The following is an 18,781-nucleotide window of genomic DNA, read 5'->3' as shown; positions in this document are numbered from 1 at the left end:
CGGTACAAATATTCATTCGTCAACAAGCATTTTTACTACTACACTCGCGCTTCATTTTTATATCCCTAAGGCCTATAAGACTCAAATTTATAGACCTAAATTATAGAGCTACAGCAATGCTACTAAGTGTTTTGTATATCATTGGCATCACGGCAGAAGCCATGACCGGCGCTCTCAGTGCTGGCAAACAAAAAATGGATTGGTTTGGTGTAATGTTGGTTGCGAGTGCAACGGCAATTGGCGGCGGTACGGTGCGAGATATCTTACTTGGCCATTACCCTTTAGGTTGGGTCGAAAACCCGCAGTATCTGGCAATCACCTGTATAGCAGGTGTTATTACAACCGGATTGGCTAAATGGGTAATCAAGCTGAAAGGCTTATTCATTCGTTTAGATGCCCTAGGCCTAATTGTATTCAGTATCATTGGTACCAAAGTAGCGATGACTATGGGTCTGCACCCGATGATTTGCATGGTATCGGCATTAGTGACAGGTGTCTTTGGTGGCTTGTTACGTGACCTTATCTGTCGTCAAACACCATTGGTGTTACATGAAGAGCTGTATGCGTCTGTCGCTCTTGTCGCTTCAGGTTTATACCTAGGTTTGCTTGAGCTTGGCATCAACGACGTAACGGCGACCATTGTGACGCTTGTAGTTGGTTACTTGCTGCGCATGGCGGCGGTAAGATTCAAATGGCGTTTGCCTTCGTTCCAGCTTGATCCTGAAAGCTCAGTGCATTAATCGCTTAGAGTCAGTATTGAGAGCGATCGTTAATACTGATGCTCGCTGACTGGACGAACAATCCTACTAATGTGAAAAAGGGTTGCTTCATTACGAAGCAACCCTTTTGTTTTTATCAAATCAGTTTCTATTCTAAATAAAAAGAAGCAGAATTAGATTTGTGGCGTTTCAGTTGTCACACCAAAGTTCTGACCGCGATGACGTAGCAAGTGGTCAAGCAGCACGATAGCCAGCATGGCTTCTGCAATAGGTACCGCACGGATACCAACACATGGATCGTGACGACCTTTCGTGATTAGCTGCGTTGCTTCACCATCTTTCGTGATTGTGTCACCAGGAACCGTAATGCTTGATGTTGGTTTAAGCGCAATGCTTGCCACAATATCTTGACCAGTAGAGATACCACCTAAGATACCGCCAGCATGGTTGCTGCTGAAACCTTCTGGAGTTAATGGATCACGGTGTTCACTGCCGCGTTGATTAACAACATCGAAGCCATCACCAATCTCAACACCTTTCACAGCGTTGATGCTCATTAGAGCGTGCGCGATGTCAGCATCTAGACGATCAAAGATTGGCTCACCAAGGCCTACCGGCACTTTAGTCGCAACCACTTGAATCTTCGCACCGATCGAGTTGCCTTCTTTTAGCAAGTCACGAATCAGTTGATCAAATTCTGGTACTTTGTCGGCATCAGGACAGAAGAAAGCGTTGTTTTCAATCTCGTTCCAATCCACTTTATCAATTGAGATATCACCCATTTGAGAAAGGTAAGCTTGGATTTCAACACCAAATTCTTGTTTTAGGTATTTCTTCGCAATTGCACCTGCAGCAACACGCATTGCAGTTTCACGAGCTGAAGAACGACCACCACCTCGGTAATCACGCACACCGTACTTTTGATGGTACGTATAATCAGCGTGGCCTGGGCGGAACTTGTCTTTAATTTCGGAATAGTCTTTAGAGCGTTGGTCTGTATTTTCAATCAATAGACCAATAGAAGTACCCGTAGTTTGGCCTTCAAATACACCTGATAGGATTTTCACTTCATCCGCTTCACGGCGAGCCGTTGTATATCGAGAAGTACCGGGACGACGACGATCCAAATCTCTTTGAAGGTCTGCTTCGGTAATTTCTAATCCTGGTGGGCACCCATCTACGATACATCCTAGTGCGATACCGTGACTTTCTCCGAACGTGGTCACGCGGAAATGTTGTCCGATACTGTTTCCTGCCATTACTTCCTCTAAATCAGCTATTGAGCAGAAGGTTTGATTCCTAAACCCACTGGTGAACAGCTTTACTTGTCTATTCTTCGTGAATTCATAGTGGCTTTATTACCAAATGATGTAAACCCCAAAAAAGGAACAATTTTAACTTTCTATTACATAGGTCGAACGAAATGAATAACGAGTGGAAACGAGCGTCGCTTTAAAGTGGGCGTTTTCACCAGTAACATTGACCAATTAACAAAGGTTAATGAACTCGCTTTAAATACTCTCTATGTTGTAGCCACAATAATAAGGAGAAGAATAATGATTGAGTGGAGAGTTAAAAAATTTGCGGATCTGTCTGTTCAAGAGCTCTATGATTTCTTGCAACAAAGAGTCGATATTTTTATCGTAGATATGAACACACCCTACAGTGATTTAGATGGCAAAGATAACCATCCCGAGACTTATCACGTCATGGGTTATGAGAACGAACATCTGGTCGCTTACAGCCGTATTATGGCTCAGAAGCTTGGATACCCAGTGGATGTCCTTCCTCTACTCGATTCAGATGCCAACGATGTGTGTATCGGCCGAGTGATCGTTGCAAAAGAGTATCGTGGTAAACAGGTTGGTAACCAACTTATGCAAGTAAGCTTCAATGCGACTCGCAAGATTTATCCTGACTGCTCTATTTTTATTTCGGCACAAGCACACCTTAAAGACTACTATGGTAAATTCGGTTTCGATGTGGTGACGGACAGTTACTTAGAGGATGGATGTACGATGCTTGGCCTTCGATATATTCCACAGATCGTAGCGGTTTAGCAGAATTCGGCAAGTACGTAGAAGAACAAGTAGAAAGAAGTTTAAATCGCCCTGAAAGGCAAAAAACCCGACAACTCGGAGAGTTATCGGGTTTCTTTAAATAATGGCACGCCCTGAAGGATTCGAACCTTCGACCACATCCTTAGAAGAGATGGGATGTCGAAATCAACATGAAACACAAAGAATCAAAATAAAACGATAAAACGATAAAAATCAAAAATTTATAATATCAAAAACATAAATATAAGTTTTATTACGTTTCACTAAGTTTCAAAGAAATCACTCGTTACTTGACCATATACTTGACCACGGATCTAGGCAAGTGCTATTTTTAATCAACGAAGCTTGGAGAAAAACTTATGCTAACTGTTACACAAATTAACAGCCTAACGCCTAAAAAAAGTTCATTCTACGCTTGGGATAAAACAGGCGAGCGCGGAAAAGGACGATTAGGTGTTCAAGTAACGCCTGCCGGTTCAAAATCTTTTAAGTTTCGTTACTACCAAAGTTCAAAAGCAATTTTGATTCCGATAGGCCGCTTACCAGGAGTTACGCTGGCAAAGGCAAGGAAAATCGCTGAGTCGTACAGCGAATTACTGTCTCAAGGTATAGACCCGTTAGAATATCTTCAGGAAAAAGAAGCAGAGCAAGAATATCTCGAACAAGAGTCACTTAAGGCTGGTTCGTTTGAGCAGCTTATAGACCTCTATACATTAGACAAATGTAAGCGCGGCAAAAGAAATTACGAAGAAGATAAACTAAAAATCATCTGCAACATCTACCCTTACCTTGATAAAACACGCAAAGCAAAAAGCTTCGAACCAAGTGATTTTATGCAGGCACTCAGTATCCCTATCCAAGAAGGTTACGCTCCAAAAAGTAATAAGCTTCGTTCTTACTTACATGCCGCCTTTGAGTTTGGACTTAAAAACGATAATGACCCAGCAAGTAATAACTCTAAAGTGAAGTTTGGGTTGAAATACAACCCTATTTCAGCCATTCCTAAGCAAACATACGCCGAAAAGGCAGGAGACCGTTTCTTAAACATTGATGAATTAATACAACTCATCCATGACATGAGCTATCGCTACCACGACCTTAAGTTAGCAACATCAACGCGACGCTTTATCAAGCTTTGTTTCTATTTAGGAGGCCAGCGCCCCTATGAGATCGCCAATACTAAATGGAGCGATATTAACTTCCGCGATAAAACACTCACGATTCGCGCTGAAATTTTCAAAACCAACCACGCACACGTAGTACCTCTCACTCATACTGCAGTGGAGATCCTCAAGGATTGCCTCAAAGATAACGAATTTAATAGTCCATTTGTGTTCCATAAAAAGACCAAGCCAACTGAGCCAATGCCAAGCAACACTCTTGCTCAAGCAGTGCTGTCCTACAAACGGAATACAGAAATTGAAAACTTTATTGCGAGAGACTTTAGACGAACATTTAAAACGCTTGGCGGTCAATTCAAAATCAGTAAAGAAGTCCGTGATAGAATTCAGGGACATGCTATCAGTGATGTCTCAGGCAAACACTATGATAGGTATGAGTACTTGGACGAGAAAAGATACGGACTAGAACTATGGGAAGAAGTTCTCAATGAACGATTAATTGAGCGCTCAAAGTTTGGGGACATTTCGTAGATCACGCATTGAAACTATGGCCTATTCAAGACGCTCAACTTCAAAAAGTTCGTCAATTTGAACATCCAGATACAAACACAACTTACCAATGACATCTAGCTCTACCCTCTCCGCTTCATCGTAATACAAACGTGTGATGGTACCTCGATTAATCCCAGTATCCCTCGAAACAATTGAAATCTTTAACCGCTTTTCGCCCATAATCCTAGACAAATGGCACTTTACTACGCTTTTTAAAAGCAAAATATAACCTCCTATAAGTCATAATAAGTTGCAAAGACGTAATTATGTACTAATATTAATCTATAGGAGATTAAAAGTATGCTCCTAAAGACCAATATGTATGACTGAAGAGTGTAATTTGTACAACTCTAGTTCGCTGTGACTCTGGTCTCATCTGGGGGAAGACCCCACGAAAGTTTCGAAGAATATGGAGTTGAAAATGAACATCACCCCTATAGAGATCCAAACTGCAGGAATATGCTTAGAGATTGCAGCTTTTGAGGAATTCCATCACTTAACCAGCGATGAAGTAAGAAGCTACCAGCCTTCAATACAAGATAAAATATGGGAACATGATTTCCATATAAATTGCCACCTAACTGAAGGTTATGTAAATCATTTATCTCAGAGAGCAATAGAAGTACTACTTAAGTGTCGACAAGGAGCTCAGGTCCATGATGCAAGTTGGATTATAAGGCAAATATCATCTTCAGAAAAACAAACCTATCTGCACTAGTTTGTTTACATCCACCAGCATTGCTGGTGGATTTATCCCCATTTAGAAACAATAATAATTACTCTCTCATGATCGAAATCTGTTTTTTATACTAAACAGTCATTAATTTACGGGACGATAATTTCCCGTGTATTCCTTATTATTACCACCCTCCAAACTATTATTTTTATTTCCTTCATAAGCATCCAACTTCTTGGTCAACTCTAGATTTTTCTTATATTCAAAATCTAACTTAATCCGCAAAGCTCTCTCTGTCGGATTACTAGATCTAATTACTTCATCATATTCCTTTCTCAGATCTAGCAGTTTACCTTCAATCACAGTTAATTCATTTTCCAATCTGGCTCTTTCTAACCTTTTATAATAAAGAATTWCATTCTCTGATTTATTATTTAATACAGTTTTATTTATATCACGTTTTATTTTCTTTAGGTGGTTATTTAACTTAACAATATCTTCTTTAGCGACCATTAATTCATGCTTACTATCATTATAATTAATTTCTTCCTGCTTCTTAACTAAGCGAAGTCTATTAATTTCAGAAGTGGTTTTTATTAATTCTTTTTTTAGTGAAACTGACCTACATTCTTCTTTTCTAAAATTGGACTCTTGGTCTATTATTTTTGACTCAATGCCTGAAAGCTTAATCAGTTTAACACTTAACTCTTTTTCTACTTGGCTATAAGAAGCATTAAGAGATTCTAAGGCCGCCTTAATTCGTTCAACAAGAGCCTCTAAATACTCTGCTTTATCCTTATGTACAGCACTTGTTAACTCCTTCGATTTACCACGGACAAACCCTAATTGAATAAATGCCCTACCTGTAAGATCTTGAAGCTTCTTCATATTGCCTTTTCCCATTAGGCGAAAAGGATGAATCAACTTTTCGAAATCGAAATTAAAGAAGGTCATATGCACGTGAAAATTTTCAATGAACTCTTCGGATTTAAAATGGCCCTCATCAACATGAAGATCAATCGCCATTGGAAACAGCCCAAAGTTCTTATGAATAAAGTTTGCCAATTTCTTACAGCAATCTATAATTTTATCTTTCCAATTGAATGGATACTTTGACTTTACAACCATAACTTGGTCTCGCGAAAGAACAACAACATTATCAACGAAGGCGTTTGAATTTTTAGAGAATTTAATATTGCAAGTACGCTTACCTGCAGCTTCCTTCAATTTTTTCATTCTCTTCTCACAATTTGCGAATGAAACAACCTCTTGAATATAAACATTTCCACAACTCAACTCCGGATAGACGTTCTTGTCATCTACAATAGTTCTTACATGATGTTTTCTAAGACCAAGAAATTGAGTTTTTTTAAATCCCTTCATCTGACTAGATACATAATTACTCATAATGAAACCTATTTTTTTTATTTACATTAACAAATAATTTCACATGGTGTAAACACTGAACAAATCACATTAAACAAGGAAAATAAAAAACATCGAACCATATTAAACCACGATATTTCAATATGTTTCATGGTAGTTCTAATTTATTTTAAATTAATTGGAGCTAATTTTTGATAGCGTAGCGGCTTTGTTGCGTAATTCAATGGAACTAAATCCAGAACCTACGATCTGATTAGTTCCGTCCACTCCCTCTCTTAGCCCAATACCTAAACCTCATTACAAAACAACCAGGAAGCAAATACACCCAATAATTAACCGTGGTTCTCTGACCTTTTGGCTTGATGACGCTGCGATAAATGGGTGAGCACAAAGAAAACAGCATAAGCGTAGGAGGTCTCGTCGGTTAAGAGATTTAGCTATCACGATAACGCTCAGGGTGAAGCGAGTTTTCTATGCCGCTGAAAGCGCGGTCCCCATCAAAATCATGCCTTGGGTTGCCAGAAGTTATACGGCTCAAATAAGTATTAGAAAGAGCGGAATGGACACCATAGACGCTCGCTGTCAGAAGTCGAGATGAATCGAGTTAAACAGTTGTTAGGAGGGTGATTGAACTTAAGAGATTACAATGCACAGGTGGGGGAGACTTACTCGATGATAAAAGCGTTGAACAAGCATACGGAGTTAGTTATGCCTGAAGACTAAACGCCCTTACAAGCCCCACCGCCTAGCGCATTCTGCAGTGAAAATCTAGTAAATGAAAGACTAAGAAAGGCACAGTTGCAATACCTATTGGCGCACTAATACTGCCTATTGGCGCACTAGCACTGCCTATTGGCGCACTAGCACTGCCTATTGGCGCACTAATACTGCTTATTGGCGCACTAGCACTGCCTATTAGCGCACTAATACTGCCTATTGGCGCACTAGTACTGCCTATTGGCGCACTAGCACTGCCTATTGGCGCACTAATACTGCCTATTGGCGCACTAGTACTGCCTATTGGCGCACTAGTACTGCCTATTGGCGCACTAGTACTGCCTATTGGCGCACTAATACTGCCTATTGGCGCACTAGTACTGCCTATTGGCGCACTAGTACTGCCTATTGGCGCACTAGCACTGCCTATTGGCGCACTAATACTGCCTATTGGCGCAGATGTACCGCCTACTCACAGGAAAAGAGGACAATATCTTGGTGAAAAAAGAGTGTAAAAAGGCGTGAAAAATAATGGGAATTTTCAATATCAGCGTTCAAAAGCAAAAAAGAGCTTATTAATTCCAACTCAGCGCTTCAAGGTAGGGCATCATGATATTAGTCATTCGGTAATACTTGGCATATTCCCAGAGCTTATCGTGATTGAGCTTATTAGCTCGTTTTGCTTCCACAAATGCTTCAATCGCAACGTCAATCCCGATTTTATTACGGAACTTAAAACAATCAACAATAGTCCGCTCAACATCAGTCACCAAAATAGGAATACCATCAACTTGTCTTGAGACAACTCCAAAATTCGCCATGTCTCTGGTGCGAACAATTCGTATGTTTGGGTAGTCAATGCTGGGCGCTCTATCGTTTTTATTAATGCTGATCCACACCTGAAATGGCGCTTGGGTGGTGAGGTCGTGGTATCTGAGAGCAGACAGAAGGCAAATAACGCTATTTTTCGCTCTAGCACTAACCTCCGCAAAAGATTGCATTTCTGACTCTTCTCGCCCTACGTATCCATAAAGCCCTCTCTGAAGTTTTTCTATATGACCTTTTTCCACGGCGCGAGAAAGCGCTGCACGAGTGATGTTGAATTTCGCGGCATCTGAGGTAGTAAATATAGATAACTTTTTAAGTTTATCTCGTTGTGAGGGATTCATTTTAAATGATACGTTTTGTATAACATTACACATATTGTACAACAAAACGTATCACCATTCCTGCAATAGAGCAGAACATATTAGAGATGTTACCGAAATCGTTTCAAAGCATATCAGGCTAAATATGACCGCCGCAGTTTATATAGCGAGGGGGCACACCATCGCTTCCACACCTATGATCATATATGCCACATCGTTTACTGGAGTATGCGTACTGCTGAATTCTACTGCACAGTGACAAGCCAACATATCCAATCGGCGCACTGCGCCGATTATTAACATTCAAGCTTTCAATACACAAACAGAGTGTAATTCCCGAAATATATAACAAAGCCAGCCACCACATTCACAGCACACATATTAAGCCGCTTCGGTTAAGTATAACTAAATTTTGGATATGGATTAATGTGTTGGCACCACTGCAGTAATAATTGTGTATGTTGTAGCTATTCAAAATCGATAAATAGGGATTAGTTTGGCTTTGTATGCAGACTCGGCAACACAAGAGTCCCAAGATAAATACCAACAATGATACTCAACACAGAAAAAACACCCGCTAGAGAAAGCACCGGCATGGCAACAAGAAGTTGAGTGTCATTCCCTCCTCCTGCCATCACGGCCCCAAACCCCATCAGTACACCAGCAATTAAATGTTTACCAAACCGACGTATCGGGCTAAACCTCAATGAAAAAGATCCTGTAAATAGTGCAGCACTGATCATTCCAACCAATAGTGAGGTCATCAATATAAAACGCTCACTACTCGGCCAGTCTTCTGTCTTCCCATGCCAAATTGAAGTACCCATAGATTTCAGCAAACCACTTGGCGTCCAATGCGGTTCATACAAGAATACGAAGCCGGCCATCAACCCAATACCCAGCATTGAAAACCACAGCTTACGATTGACCGAGTTCATAAAGTAACAACTCACCACAATTGTGAGCGAGATACTTCCAAGGAATATGTACCTGGAAAAGTCGGACAGTACCAACCTAGAGCCTTTCAACTCCGAAGGCAAAACTGGAGCAAACACCAACCAAGCAACAAACCAACCGAATACAGTAGCCAACATAACCACTTCGCCGCGAGCTAACCTGCTCACTGTAGAAACCCCACAACCACTGTTGATTGCCGCGCCAATACCAAATAGAAAGCCACCAAGCAGTGAGAACAAACTCGGCCAAAAAGCTATGGACAACTGGCGCCCCTCAACCACTGAACCTAACCCCATTGATACCCAAGCCAGCGATCCACTAAAAACAATCGCAACGATGAACATTGGTGCTCCTTTCGTCGCCTCTTTTACTCCTCTTACCATACAAAGACCTGTGGTTTGAGCGAGATACCCTAGTAAGAAAATGCAGAGCAAAGCGAGAATAAACAACATACATAGCCTCCAGATTGCATTGATTTTGCTGTTGTCGTTCGTTAAATATAGTAAGAGCGTAAAACTTCTAGGTAAGAATATGATCCACATACTGGTTAACTGGCATAAAGACAAGCACCCCGGCTATTTGGGTAGCAACGTAACTAATGAGCTTTCTAATGCCGAATTACAGCGCTTAATGGTTCAGGTTATCCGGCCCATCGAACGAGAGTTTGGAGAAGTAACGGTGACCTACGGCTACACCAGCCACTCTTTGCTTCGTTGGATATTGAAGAATAGCCCAGGTGACATGGCTCCAGACATTGACCAACACGCTTCCATGGAACTCAACAGCAAAGGCAAGCGTATCTGCAAACGCGATGGCGCGGCCTGCGATTTTTATGTTGAAGGCTATGAAAACCGAATGGATGAAGTCGCGAAATACATTTGCACTCACCTAGCGTTCGACCGCCTCTACTTTTATGGAAAGAACAAACCGATCCACATCAGCATCGGGCCGGAAAACAGCCGATATGCACTGATTCGGCAAGCACGAAGTGATGGGCTTCGCGTAAATACGAAAAGTGCAAAAGGCAACGCCACACAGACCTTATTCGATGACTTATAATCGAAAAAACATCTGAGAGGACAAGGAATGAACGAAGAACTGTTTGCTGAGTTGGTGGCACAAATCAAAGTGGGGAAACAATTGCCGGATGCCGTTTACCTTCATAGAGACGCCCTCAATGCCCTTCCGAACGTTCTCACTCAATTCATTCCTGCCGTCGCAAAAGCCGTTAGCTTAGAAGATGACAACTGGAACCTAGTTAAGCTATTCAAGAAAGAGTTCCGCTTATCCCTACTTCATTACCCTGACTTTTACACCGATTCCTACCCAGCTTTAAAACAGAGCTTAAACGTCGACCTCTCTAAACTCAGCCATAAAGTTATGAGCTACGAAGGCTCTGATAATCCTCCGATTTTGCACCGTAAAGAGACCATGATTCTGCCCGACAGCGAATACTTCGATCACTTCACCTCTCTAACACAAGAGGGGGAAAATGCGGGGCTGTACGAGAACAGTCGCTTGATCGGATTTAAGCGCTCTTGGGAGAACTTGATTGCACGCCATGGTTACGAGCTTGTCGATGGCCGCCTGTTTCGTAGCTCTGCAATCTCGCAAGTAGAAGACGCAGGCATAGACAGGCACAAAACCGCGCTAGTAAGACATGAGTTGTCTGCACCGATGAAAACCTTGGTAAAGCATGGTTACTTGGAAGGCTCCTACTCTATTTTCGACTACGGTTGCGGCCGAGGCGACGATTTACGAGAGCTTGAGACGCATGGTTTAGATGTACTTGGTTGGGACCCAAACTTTCAACCGGGTAACGACAAAGTTAATTCCAGCATCGTTAACTTAGGCTTTGTACTTAACGTTATTGAAGATCAAGATGAACGGTTAGAGGCTTTATTAGGAGCTTGGGAGTTAGCCGACAAATTCCTGGTGGTGTCTGTGATGCTGGCGAACGAGAAGTACATTGCGCAGTTCAAACCCTATAAAGATGGGGTGATCACCTCTCGTAATACCTTTCAAAAGTACTATGCGCAATCTGAGATAAAAGCATACATAGAAAGAAGTCTTCAAGAAGACGCCATTACCGTCGCGCCTGGTATTTTCTATATATTCAAAGACAAACTTGAAGAGCAACAATACCTACAGAGTAAGTACAAGCGACATCACAAATGGCAGCAACTGACTTCGCCAGAGCCTATCGAAGCAAAAGATAAAGCCAAGCTACTTATCACTCAACATCAAGATTTGTTCGACAGCTTTTGGAATACCTGCTTAGAACTAGGCCGTATTCCTGCCAACGACGAATTTGAACAATCCGACAAAATCCGGGAGCTAGTCGGCTCACACAAAAAAGTGTTCAACTTGCTGCAAGAGATGTTCGATACCCAAGAGTTTGAGCAAGCGGAAAAGAGTAGAAAGGAAGATCTTTTACTGTACTTTGCGATGGGGCTGTTTGAGAAAAGAAAGCCTTACACTCAGCAGCCAGAGCCACTAAAGCGTGATATTAAAGCCTTGCTTGATCACTATAAGACTGCCATAAACTTAGCTGCCGAGCTGCTGTTTGCGATTGCCGACACCGACTTAATCCAGCAACAGTGTGAAAAAGCACATACCCAGTTACCAGCCAGCCTTCTCAATGAAGAACATTCATTGATTCTACACCGAGACTATATTGATGATTTGCCTTTACTGCTGCGAGTCTACGTAGGCGCGGGGCTACAAATGTATGGTGAGCTAGATGAAGAGATAGACCTTATCAAAATTCATATCACATCCGGTAAGCTCACCCTAACCGCTTATGACGACTTTGAAAAATCGGTTCCTTTCTTAGTCGAGCGCATAAAAATCAAGATGGCCGAGCAAGACATCGACTTCTTCGATTATGTTAATGAAGATCGCAGGCCACCACTGTTGAATAAGCACCTTTACATCCCAACCGAACATGAGAACTACAAGAAACAACAGAGCTTCGACAAGCGATTGGCGAAGCTCATGGGTTGTGATTTCAATCTCGAGCACCTTGTACCAAGATCGGACTTAAACACATTACTTAACAAAAATCAGAAAAGGATTAAGGGGTTTACGCTTACAACTGAAAAGTCGTAACCTCAATAGTTCCTTATTCATATTCTCACTTGTTCGATTTTTGCCATTATTTCCATTACAGGTAGCTTTTCCAGCATTCCACTCCATGAAATTCGTATTGCGCCATTAATTCTATCTTCACTTAGCCCCATAGCAGTTAATACATGAGAGGGGGTATAGCTACTAGAAGTACATGCTGAGCCATTGGATACAGCAGCGATACCTTTAAGTGCGACCATCAAGGACTCTGAGTTAACCCCTGGCACAGAGAAATTAAGCACGAATGGAGATGAGTTATCTCCATTGTATTGAGCACCTACTTTATCGAGTTCGGCAACTAGTGATTCTTTTAATAGCAAAGCTTGTGATTGCCACTTGCCGGTATTTTTACTTGCTATTTCACAAGCGAGTCCAAAGCCAGCGATCAAAGGGACGGCTAGTGTCCCAGGACGTAAACTCTTTTCTTGCCCGCCACCGAACATAATGGGCTGTAAGGGTGGCTTAATAAAGCCACGCCTGCGCATTACCAACGCACCGATACCTTTAGGAGCGTAAAGCTTATGCCCACTTGCACTGATTAAATCTATACGCGTGTTTTTTAAAGGCTCACTTAGCTTTCCATAACTTTGGGCTGCGTCTACATGCAGATAAGCACCACTGCAACTCAAAACATTACATATTTCATCGATTGGTTGAACACTTCCAGTTTCGTTGTTCACATGCATAATGGACACTAGTAACGTGTCCTCTCGCAGCACTGACGCCAATTCGTTAGGATCTAAAACACCGTTCTCACCCACTTCCAAATAAGTAACATCAAAGCCTTCGTTAGCTAAATACTCAATGGGTTCTAATACTGCCTTATGCTCGATTCTGGTTGTGATTATGTGCCGTTTATTTTCTATTTCTCCAAAGCACTTAAGGCCCAACAATGCAATATTATTGCTTTCGGTAGCCCCGCTTGTAAAAATCACTTCACTTGAGTCAGCATCAACAATATTCGCTACTTGCTTTCTTGCCTTATTTACAGCGACTTTGGCTTTAGCACCAAACTCATGAGTTCGACTACCTGCATTGCCATAGTCTTCTACCAAAAACTCATACACCAGATCTGCCACTTCTTTCAGTACTGGTGAGGTTGCATTCATATCCAGATAAGCCGTCATTAAAACTCCAAATAAACTCTTCAATTACCACAAGACAACAAAGCTACTATACTGTAGTATTTACACCTTGTTCGTACGAACAAAGAAAAAAAACCACGAACTATAAGACTATCTCAACATTAAGCACACTAATGAGTCAGATCATATCAGGTTCTTCTTTCCCAGCGATTAGAGGAACCCAAGCCAAAACAGAATACTACATCGTTATGTGCCCCCTCAAAAGACTAAACAAGATTTTTACTTTTGATGAGGGACAATTGCCGGTTGATCAAAGAGCACAACGAATTATAAACGAAGAGCGTATTCCTGATATCGCCAATTATATTCTCGATAATCGTGATAATTACGTATTCTCAGCTCTAACTGCATGTATCTGCGGATCTAGTGAGTTTGTCCCAATTGGCGATAACAAGCATGAACAAAAGATTGGAACGTTACTCATAGATGAAGATGCCGAGTTGTACATAACTGATGGTCAACATCGTAATGCTGCAATTCTTGAAGCTATCAAAGCGGACCCATCTTTAGCTGATGAAACTATCTCTGTTGTTTTCTTTACAAATAAATCACTAGAAGAACGACAACGCATCTTTAAAGACCTGAACCTTTATCCTGTAAAAACCGACAGCTCTTTAAGCATTACATATGATGATAAGCCTGATGCAATTCTATCTAAAACAGTGGTTTTTCGCAGTGAACGATTAACTAAACTAGTTCATATGGAAAAAAGCAATTTGGGCTCGAGATCCAAGAAGCTGGTCAGTCATAGCGCTCTCAACAAAGCAAGTAAGTACCTATTAGGTAGCATCACACAAAGAAACTACGAATCACTTATCCCTATTGCCTCTGAGTATTGGCACGAAGTACTAAATAATATGCCAGCATGGCAATTAGTTTGTGACGATAAGGCATCTGGAGGAGAGCTGCGCGACGAGGCAATTCATGCCCACGCCGTTACACTGCATGCATTAGGAATGCTCGGCTCTTATTTACTATCAAACGACTCAAACTGGAAAAAAACTCTCAAAGGTTTAAGCGCAATAAACTGGTCTAGAAGAAACAACGACTGGAAAGGCCGCTGTGTAAATAATGACTCGATGACTAATAATCGCAAAGCTGCAGAGCTCACTTACATAAAAATCAAAGAACAACTAAACGTTTCGCTCACAGAGAAAGAGCAAAGTGTAGAACAATTATTTAAAGGGGCTAAACATGACTGATAGTGCATTACAGTCGCATTCTGCGTTTTCAGGTGGCCTAAAAGAAAGCCTAACGACAAGCATTGAGCATATTAAAACACTGTACCTAAGTGACAGTATTCCTTGGGTTTTAGGCTACAGTGGTGGCAAAGACTCAACAGCTATTCTCCAACTTGTTTGGTATGCATTAAAAGAGCTCGCTGATGAAGGCAAAGCGAATAAAAAGGTACATGTAATCAGCACCGATACCTTAGTTGAAAATCCAATCGTTGCTTTATGGGTTGGCAAGTCTCTAGAAAAAATGACAGAAGCAGCTAGCGATCAAGGTTTACCTATTATCCCACATAGATTAACTCCTGAAGTCAAAGACCGCTTCTGGGTCAATTTAATAGGTAAAGGGTACCCTGCTCCTCGAATGAAGTTTCGCTGGTGTACTGACCGATTAAAAATATCGCCATCAAATACCTTTATTCAAAATCTAGCTAATACAAATGGCGAGGCCATCCTTGTTCTAGGAACACGTAAAGCGGAAAGTACAGCTCGTGCCGCGAATATGGAAAAATTTGAAAGCTCTACAACCAATACTCGAAAAGCGTTGGGACTAACGGAAAATGGCTCTCTTGACCGAGTCTGGGTATATACACCAATTGGAGAATGGAGCAACGACGACGTTTGGGTTTACCTAAACAGCGTCAAAAATCCTTGGAACTTCCCAAATCACGACTTAATGGGCATGTATCAAGGCGCTACTGCTGGTGGAGAATGTCCATTGGTTGTTGATAAATCGACACAGAGTTGTGGTGACAGTAGATTTGGTTGCTATGTCTGCACCATGGTCACTGAAGACAAATCGATGAACGCTATGATAGCAAACGATGAAGAGAAGGAGTGGATGTACCCTCTTGTGTCACTTCGTAATGAGCTTGAAATTAATGACTCTGTGCGTGAAAAGAAATTAGAGAAGCTTCGCCGAGATAGGAATAATCGCGATTTTCGCAGAATGAACGGTACTTTAACTGTCCACGTTTCCAAACATGGCGCAGACGTCGTGCATGGTCCATATGTTCAACAATTCAGAGAACATATGCTTAAAAAGGTACTCGAAGCGCAAGTTGCTGTTCAGCACATGGGTCCACCAGAAGTAAAAGACTTAGAACTCTTAACACTTGAAGATCTCGAAGCAATAAGAAAAATTTGGCTTGAAGACAAACATGAAATTGAAGACAACTTACCGAAAATATACGAGCGAGTGATTAAACAGCCGTATGAAGGTAAACGTCGAGCTCATCACCCAATTTTAAATAGTGATTCACTAAGGAAACTACAAACTTACTGTGAGCAGCATGGTGACAAAGAAGGTCTACTTTATCAGCAGATTCGTGCAACGATGAGTGTTGCTAATAAATTTCGTAGCCAGTTACGTCGAGCCAAATTAGGTGAAGAACTTAACGACGTATTAGATAAAGGCGCATTCAATAGTATGTTTGAAGCAAAAGAGTTTGCTCTCGAACGTGAAAGACACCGTCTGCATATTCAGTTGACGAACGATCAAAGCCTTTTACCTGAAGAACAAGAAAAAATTAAAGATAAGATTCATATGATCACTAAGTGTATAAAAGAACAGGGCTATAGCTCACTTCCACTCGAAACAGAAATAGTGGAGATAGACTAATGATCCTAAAGTCTCTCACTTTAAAAAACTTTGGCATCTATAAAGGTCTGCATACTGTCGATCTATCAGTAACAAAAGACCAACCAGTGATCTTGTTCGGCGGCTTAAACGGTGGTGGGAAAACAACCTTCTTAGATGCGCTGCAGCTCGTACTATATGGCAAACATGCTAAATGCTCGAACCGCGGCACCCTAGCCTACGGTACTTATCTATCGAGTACATTGAATCGTTATGTCGACAAAAATGACTCTGTTATGTTGGAGTTAACTTTCTCACACACTACCGATACCCAAGAGCAAAATTTTACTGTTCGTCGAGAGTGGAAAACAGCGAAGCAGCTAGAAAATACCAAAGACAAAGTCAGTGTCTCATGTAATGGAGAGCCCGATTTATACCTTAGTGACTACTGGGATGAATTTGTAAATGAGTTCATTCCAATGTCTCTTTCAGATTTATTCTTTTTTGATGGTGAAAAGATTGAAAACCTGGCTCACCCAGAACGAAGCAATGAACTAATTAAAACGGGTATTGAAAACTTACTTGGCCTCGACCTACTTAGCCAATTGCACCTCGATTTAAGCAACATTGAGCGTAAGAGAAAATCTGATAACTTAGATACAGGCGTTATACAAAAAGTTGAAGCCTGTGAAGCAGAGATCGAAAGTAACAATGAGATTATCGAAGCGTTAAGTGTAGAAATGGCCAAACTCAAAAGCAGACAAGGCCAAGCTAATGTTGAAATCAACAAGGCTAGAAAAAAGGTCCGTGAGTCAGGAGCTCATTTGATTGAGGAGCGTGACCACATTCGCTTTGAATTAGGAGCCATTGCTCAGCAATTAAAAGACAATCAACAGCAACGAGTTAAGCTAGATTCAGGCATTGGACCATTAGGGTTAATTCAGCCACTACTTTCCCAAACCCAAAAACAAGCAAAGCTTGAAGAGCAAGCAGCTGAAGCAAATGCTTTGAGCAATGCTATTCAAAGTTATGAAGCCACGCTATTGAGTGCTTTAGATGCTCATGATCTACCGAAAAAGGCTCGTATCGCCCTTGAGTCGACAATGTCGACTATGGCTAACGAGCGTAATGAACTAGCAAGCACACCTCATTACGTAGGGTTGCCGAGCAACATTTTTGATGGGTTAAGCGAAAAAGTTTCTCTGGACCAATCTGAGCGCGAAACATTAGTTAAACAGCGTGAGATCTTACTTGAAAAAAAGGCCCTTTTTGAGAAAAAAGAAGAGTCAATCCCAGATTATGAGACCGTAAAGCATGTTCTCAGTGAGCTTGCTTACTATGAAACCGAGTTTAAAAATACCCTCACTCTTATTAGTGTGAAGTCTAGTGAGTTAGAACAAGCTCAGGCTAAAAGCAATGTACTGAACCAACGTTATACCAACCTACTAACATTGCAAAATAAAGATACCTTCGAGCAAAAGCGTTCTATCCAAGTTGTTGAGCATATTGGTAAGCTGAAAGATACAATGCAAGGTTTTGCAAAGAGCTTAGTAAAAGAAAACATTGAGCTATTACAAGAAAAAATCACCGAGAAATTCATTGCACTTACTCGTAAAGAGCAGTTAATTAGTGGTATATCTATTTGCCCAGAGAGCTTCTCTTTAACCCTACTTTCAGCAAGCAATCAAGCACTATCCCCTAGCCGTTTATCTGCAGGTGAACGTCAGCTATTAGCGATAGCGATTTTATGGGGGCTTTCCGAAGCATCAGGTAAAGAACTTCCAACGGTAATCGATACCCCACTGGGTCGATTAGATGGTCAGCACCGTACGCGCCTGATTGAAAGTTATTTCCCGTATGCAGCAAATCAAGTATTACTTCTATCGACTGATGAAGAGATCATGGGTGATTATTACAGCAAACTAAAACCTTCTGTCCACCGTGAATACCATATTAGTTACAACGAACAAGCAACAACCTCGACTATTTCAGAAGGGTACTTTTAATGCTACATACCATTGATACGATTAAGCTTTCTGAAAAACAAAAACAACAACTAATTCGACTGAAATCAAAGACTGGAATAGAAAACTGGAACGTGCTTTGTCGCTGGGCTCTATGCATGTCTCTAGCAGAAGACTCAGTCCCACCTTTTGAGGAGATACCAGCTGACAGTAACGTGGAAATGACATGGAAAGTGTTTGCAGGGGAGTATGCTGATGTGTACCTTGCAGTATTGAGAGAAGCTTATCAAAAACAAAGTGCACACCTAGAAGGCGTGCACTTTGGTGAGTTTGTAAAATTGCATCTTAATAGAGGCATCAGTTACTTTTCTTCAACTTCGCCCTTGATCTGACATA

The 18,781-nt window shown here is 41.3% G+C and carries 16 protein-coding genes and 1 pseudogene; 11 read left to right on the top strand and 6 right to left on the bottom strand.

Translation table 11 applies throughout. The annotated features are described in order from the left end of the window. Window positions 1–116 precede the first annotated feature (116 nt). Window positions 117–740 (top strand): trimeric intracellular cation channel family protein, encoded by a 624-nt coding sequence (locus tag L1D37_RS10290; protein ID WP_004734183.1) that lies wholly within the window; start codon window positions 117–119, stop codon window positions 738–740. A gap of 152 nt (window positions 741–892) precedes the next feature. Here L1D37_RS10290 and aroC read toward each other — a convergent pair whose 3' ends face one another. Beyond that, window positions 893–1,978: a chorismate synthase gene (gene aroC, locus L1D37_RS10285; protein ID WP_017062360.1), complete on the bottom strand. Its 1,086-nt coding sequence runs from the start codon at window positions 1,976–1,978 to the stop codon at window positions 893–895. A 297-nt stretch (window positions 1,979–2,275) separates the two neighbouring features. Here aroC and L1D37_RS10280 point away from each other — a divergent pair, with 297 nt between their 5' ends. Both L1D37_RS10280 and L1D37_RS10275 read left to right on the top strand, forming a co-directional pair. After that, window positions 2,276–2,779 carry a GNAT family N-acetyltransferase gene (locus tag L1D37_RS10280; RefSeq protein WP_239847854.1) on the top strand — a complete coding sequence of 168 codons (504 nt, stop codon included), beginning with the start codon at window positions 2,276–2,278 and terminating at the stop codon, window positions 2,777–2,779. 359 nt (window positions 2,780–3,138) lie between these two features. Then, window positions 3,139–4,431, top strand: a complete 1,293-nt coding sequence (locus L1D37_RS10275; protein WP_239847853.1) for a site-specific integrase — start codon at window positions 3,139–3,141, stop codon at window positions 4,429–4,431. A gap of 21 nt (window positions 4,432–4,452) precedes the next feature. Here L1D37_RS10275 and L1D37_RS10270 read toward each other — a convergent pair whose 3' ends face one another. Continuing rightward, window positions 4,453–4,644, bottom strand: a complete 192-nt coding sequence (locus L1D37_RS10270) for a helix-turn-helix transcriptional regulator (RefSeq protein ID WP_239834802.1) — start codon at window positions 4,642–4,644, stop codon at window positions 4,453–4,455. A gap of 229 nt (window positions 4,645–4,873) precedes the next feature. On the opposite strand from L1D37_RS10270, the gene L1D37_RS10265 reads away from it, so the two are divergent. Beyond that, complete coding sequence (locus L1D37_RS10265) at window positions 4,874–5,170, top strand: hypothetical protein (protein ID WP_017632542.1); 297 nt, start codon at window positions 4,874–4,876, stop codon at window positions 5,168–5,170. 102 nt (window positions 5,171–5,272) lie between these two features. On the opposite strand, the gene L1D37_RS10260 is transcribed toward L1D37_RS10265, so the two are convergent. Next, window positions 5,273–6,535, bottom strand: a complete 1,263-nt coding sequence (locus L1D37_RS10260) for a hypothetical protein (protein ID WP_239847852.1) — start codon at window positions 6,533–6,535, stop codon at window positions 5,273–5,275. A gap of 262 nt (window positions 6,536–6,797) precedes the next feature. On the opposite strand from L1D37_RS10260, the pseudogene L1D37_RS10255 reads away from it, so the two are divergent. Beyond that, window positions 6,798–7,237 (top strand): annotated as a pseudogene (locus tag L1D37_RS10255) (transposase). Window positions 7,238–7,806: 569 nt separating this feature from the next. Here L1D37_RS10255 and L1D37_RS10250 read toward each other — a convergent pair. Together L1D37_RS10250 and L1D37_RS10245 are read right to left on the bottom strand one after the other, a co-directional pair. Continuing rightward, a complete protein-coding gene (locus tag L1D37_RS10250; RefSeq protein WP_239847851.1) occupies window positions 7,807–8,400 on the bottom strand; it encodes a type IV toxin-antitoxin system AbiEi family antitoxin domain-containing protein in 594 nt (197 codons plus the stop codon). A gap of 470 nt (window positions 8,401–8,870) precedes the next feature. After that, window positions 8,871–9,680 (bottom strand): YeeE/YedE thiosulfate transporter family protein, encoded by an 810-nt coding sequence (locus L1D37_RS10245; protein WP_239847921.1) that lies wholly within the window; start codon window positions 9,678–9,680, stop codon window positions 8,871–8,873. Between the two features lie 187 nt (window positions 9,681–9,867). Between L1D37_RS10245 and L1D37_RS10240 the strand changes: the two genes are divergently transcribed. Both L1D37_RS10240 and L1D37_RS10235 read left to right on the top strand, forming a co-directional pair. Continuing rightward, window positions 9,868–10,395, top strand: a complete 528-nt coding sequence (locus L1D37_RS10240; RefSeq protein WP_239847850.1) for a hypothetical protein — start codon at window positions 9,868–9,870, stop codon at window positions 10,393–10,395. A gap of 27 nt (window positions 10,396–10,422) precedes the next feature. After that, complete coding sequence (locus L1D37_RS10235) at window positions 10,423–12,447, top strand: DNA phosphorothioation-associated putative methyltransferase (RefSeq protein ID WP_239847849.1); 2,025 nt, start codon at window positions 10,423–10,425, stop codon at window positions 12,445–12,447. Window positions 12,448–12,464: 17 nt separating this feature from the next. On the opposite strand, the gene dndA is transcribed toward L1D37_RS10235, so the two are convergent. Beyond that, window positions 12,465–13,592 carry a cysteine desulfurase DndA gene (gene dndA, locus L1D37_RS10230; protein WP_239847848.1) on the bottom strand — a complete coding sequence of 376 codons (1,128 nt, stop codon included), beginning with the start codon at window positions 13,590–13,592 and terminating at the stop codon, window positions 12,465–12,467. A 131-nt stretch (window positions 13,593–13,723) separates the two neighbouring features. Here dndA and dndB point away from each other — a divergent pair, with 131 nt between their 5' ends. Genes dndB through dndE form a run of 4 tightly spaced genes read left to right on the top strand, consistent with a single transcriptional unit; the run spans window position 13,724 to window position 18,777 of the window. Beyond that, window positions 13,724–14,812 carry a DNA sulfur modification protein DndB gene (gene dndB, locus L1D37_RS10225; protein WP_239847847.1) on the top strand — a complete coding sequence of 363 codons (1,089 nt, stop codon included), beginning with the start codon at window positions 13,724–13,726 and terminating at the stop codon, window positions 14,810–14,812. Next, window positions 14,805–16,463 carry a DNA phosphorothioation system sulfurtransferase DndC gene (gene dndC, locus L1D37_RS10220; RefSeq protein ID WP_239847846.1) on the top strand — a complete coding sequence of 553 codons (1,659 nt, stop codon included), beginning with the start codon at window positions 14,805–14,807 and terminating at the stop codon, window positions 16,461–16,463. Before dndB ends, dndC begins: the two co-directional genes overlap by 8 nt. Next, on the top strand, window positions 16,463–18,427 hold the full coding sequence (dndD, locus tag L1D37_RS10215; protein WP_239847845.1) for a DNA sulfur modification protein DndD: 1,965 nt from the start codon (window positions 16,463–16,465) through the stop codon (window positions 18,425–18,427). The genes dndC and dndD overlap by 1 nt, the downstream gene beginning before the upstream one ends. Then, on the top strand, window positions 18,427–18,777 hold the full coding sequence (gene dndE, locus L1D37_RS10210; protein ID WP_239847844.1) for a DNA sulfur modification protein DndE: 351 nt from the start codon (window positions 18,427–18,429) through the stop codon (window positions 18,775–18,777). The genes dndD and dndE overlap by 1 nt, the downstream gene beginning before the upstream one ends. Window positions 18,778–18,781: the final 4 nt, after the last annotated feature.

Origin of the sequence: Vibrio sp. Isolate33 (assembly GCF_022397895.1) — a bacterium.
Lineage (GTDB): Bacteria > Pseudomonadota > Gammaproteobacteria > Enterobacterales > Vibrionaceae > Vibrio > Vibrio pomeroyi.
Note: the sequence above shows the minus strand (reverse complement) of the source record. Positions and strands in the feature narration are given on the sequence as shown.

Excerpts from the sequence above, each read along its gene's own strand:
- dndB (WP_239847847.1), top strand. The coding sequence starts at position 13,724 with ATGAGTCAGATCATATCAGGTTCTTCTTTCCCAGCGATTAGAGGAACC.
- L1D37_RS10245 (WP_239847921.1), bottom strand. The coding sequence starts at position 9,680 with ATGTTCATCGTTGCGATTGTTTTTAGTGGATCGCTGGCTTGGGTATCA.
- dndA (WP_239847848.1), bottom strand. The coding sequence starts at position 13,592 with ATGACGGCTTATCTGGATATGAATGCAACCTCACCAGTACTGAAAGAA.
- L1D37_RS10240 (WP_239847850.1), top strand. The coding sequence starts at position 9,868 with ATGATCCACATACTGGTTAACTGGCATAAAGACAAGCACCCCGGCTAT.
- L1D37_RS10235 (WP_239847849.1), top strand. The coding sequence starts at position 10,423 with ATGAACGAAGAACTGTTTGCTGAGTTGGTGGCACAAATCAAAGTGGGG.
- L1D37_RS10265 (WP_017632542.1), top strand. The coding sequence starts at position 4,874 with ATGAACATCACCCCTATAGAGATCCAAACTGCAGGAATATGCTTAGAG.
- L1D37_RS10280 (WP_239847854.1), top strand. The coding sequence starts at position 2,276 with ATGATTGAGTGGAGAGTTAAAAAATTTGCGGATCTGTCTGTTCAAGAG.
- L1D37_RS10290 (WP_004734183.1), top strand. The coding sequence starts at position 117 with ATGCTACTAAGTGTTTTGTATATCATTGGCATCACGGCAGAAGCCATG.
- L1D37_RS10275 (WP_239847853.1), top strand. The coding sequence starts at position 3,139 with ATGCTAACTGTTACACAAATTAACAGCCTAACGCCTAAAAAAAGTTCA.
- dndC (WP_239847846.1), top strand. The coding sequence starts at position 14,805 with ATGACTGATAGTGCATTACAGTCGCATTCTGCGTTTTCAGGTGGCCTA.
- dndD (WP_239847845.1), top strand. The coding sequence starts at position 16,463 with ATGATCCTAAAGTCTCTCACTTTAAAAAACTTTGGCATCTATAAAGGT.
- L1D37_RS10250 (WP_239847851.1), bottom strand. The coding sequence starts at position 8,400 with ATGAATCCCTCACAACGAGATAAACTTAAAAAGTTATCTATATTTACT.
- aroC (WP_017062360.1), bottom strand. The coding sequence starts at position 1,978 with ATGGCAGGAAACAGTATCGGACAACATTTCCGCGTGACCACGTTCGGA.
- dndE (WP_239847844.1), top strand. The coding sequence starts at position 18,427 with ATGCTACATACCATTGATACGATTAAGCTTTCTGAAAAACAAAAACAA.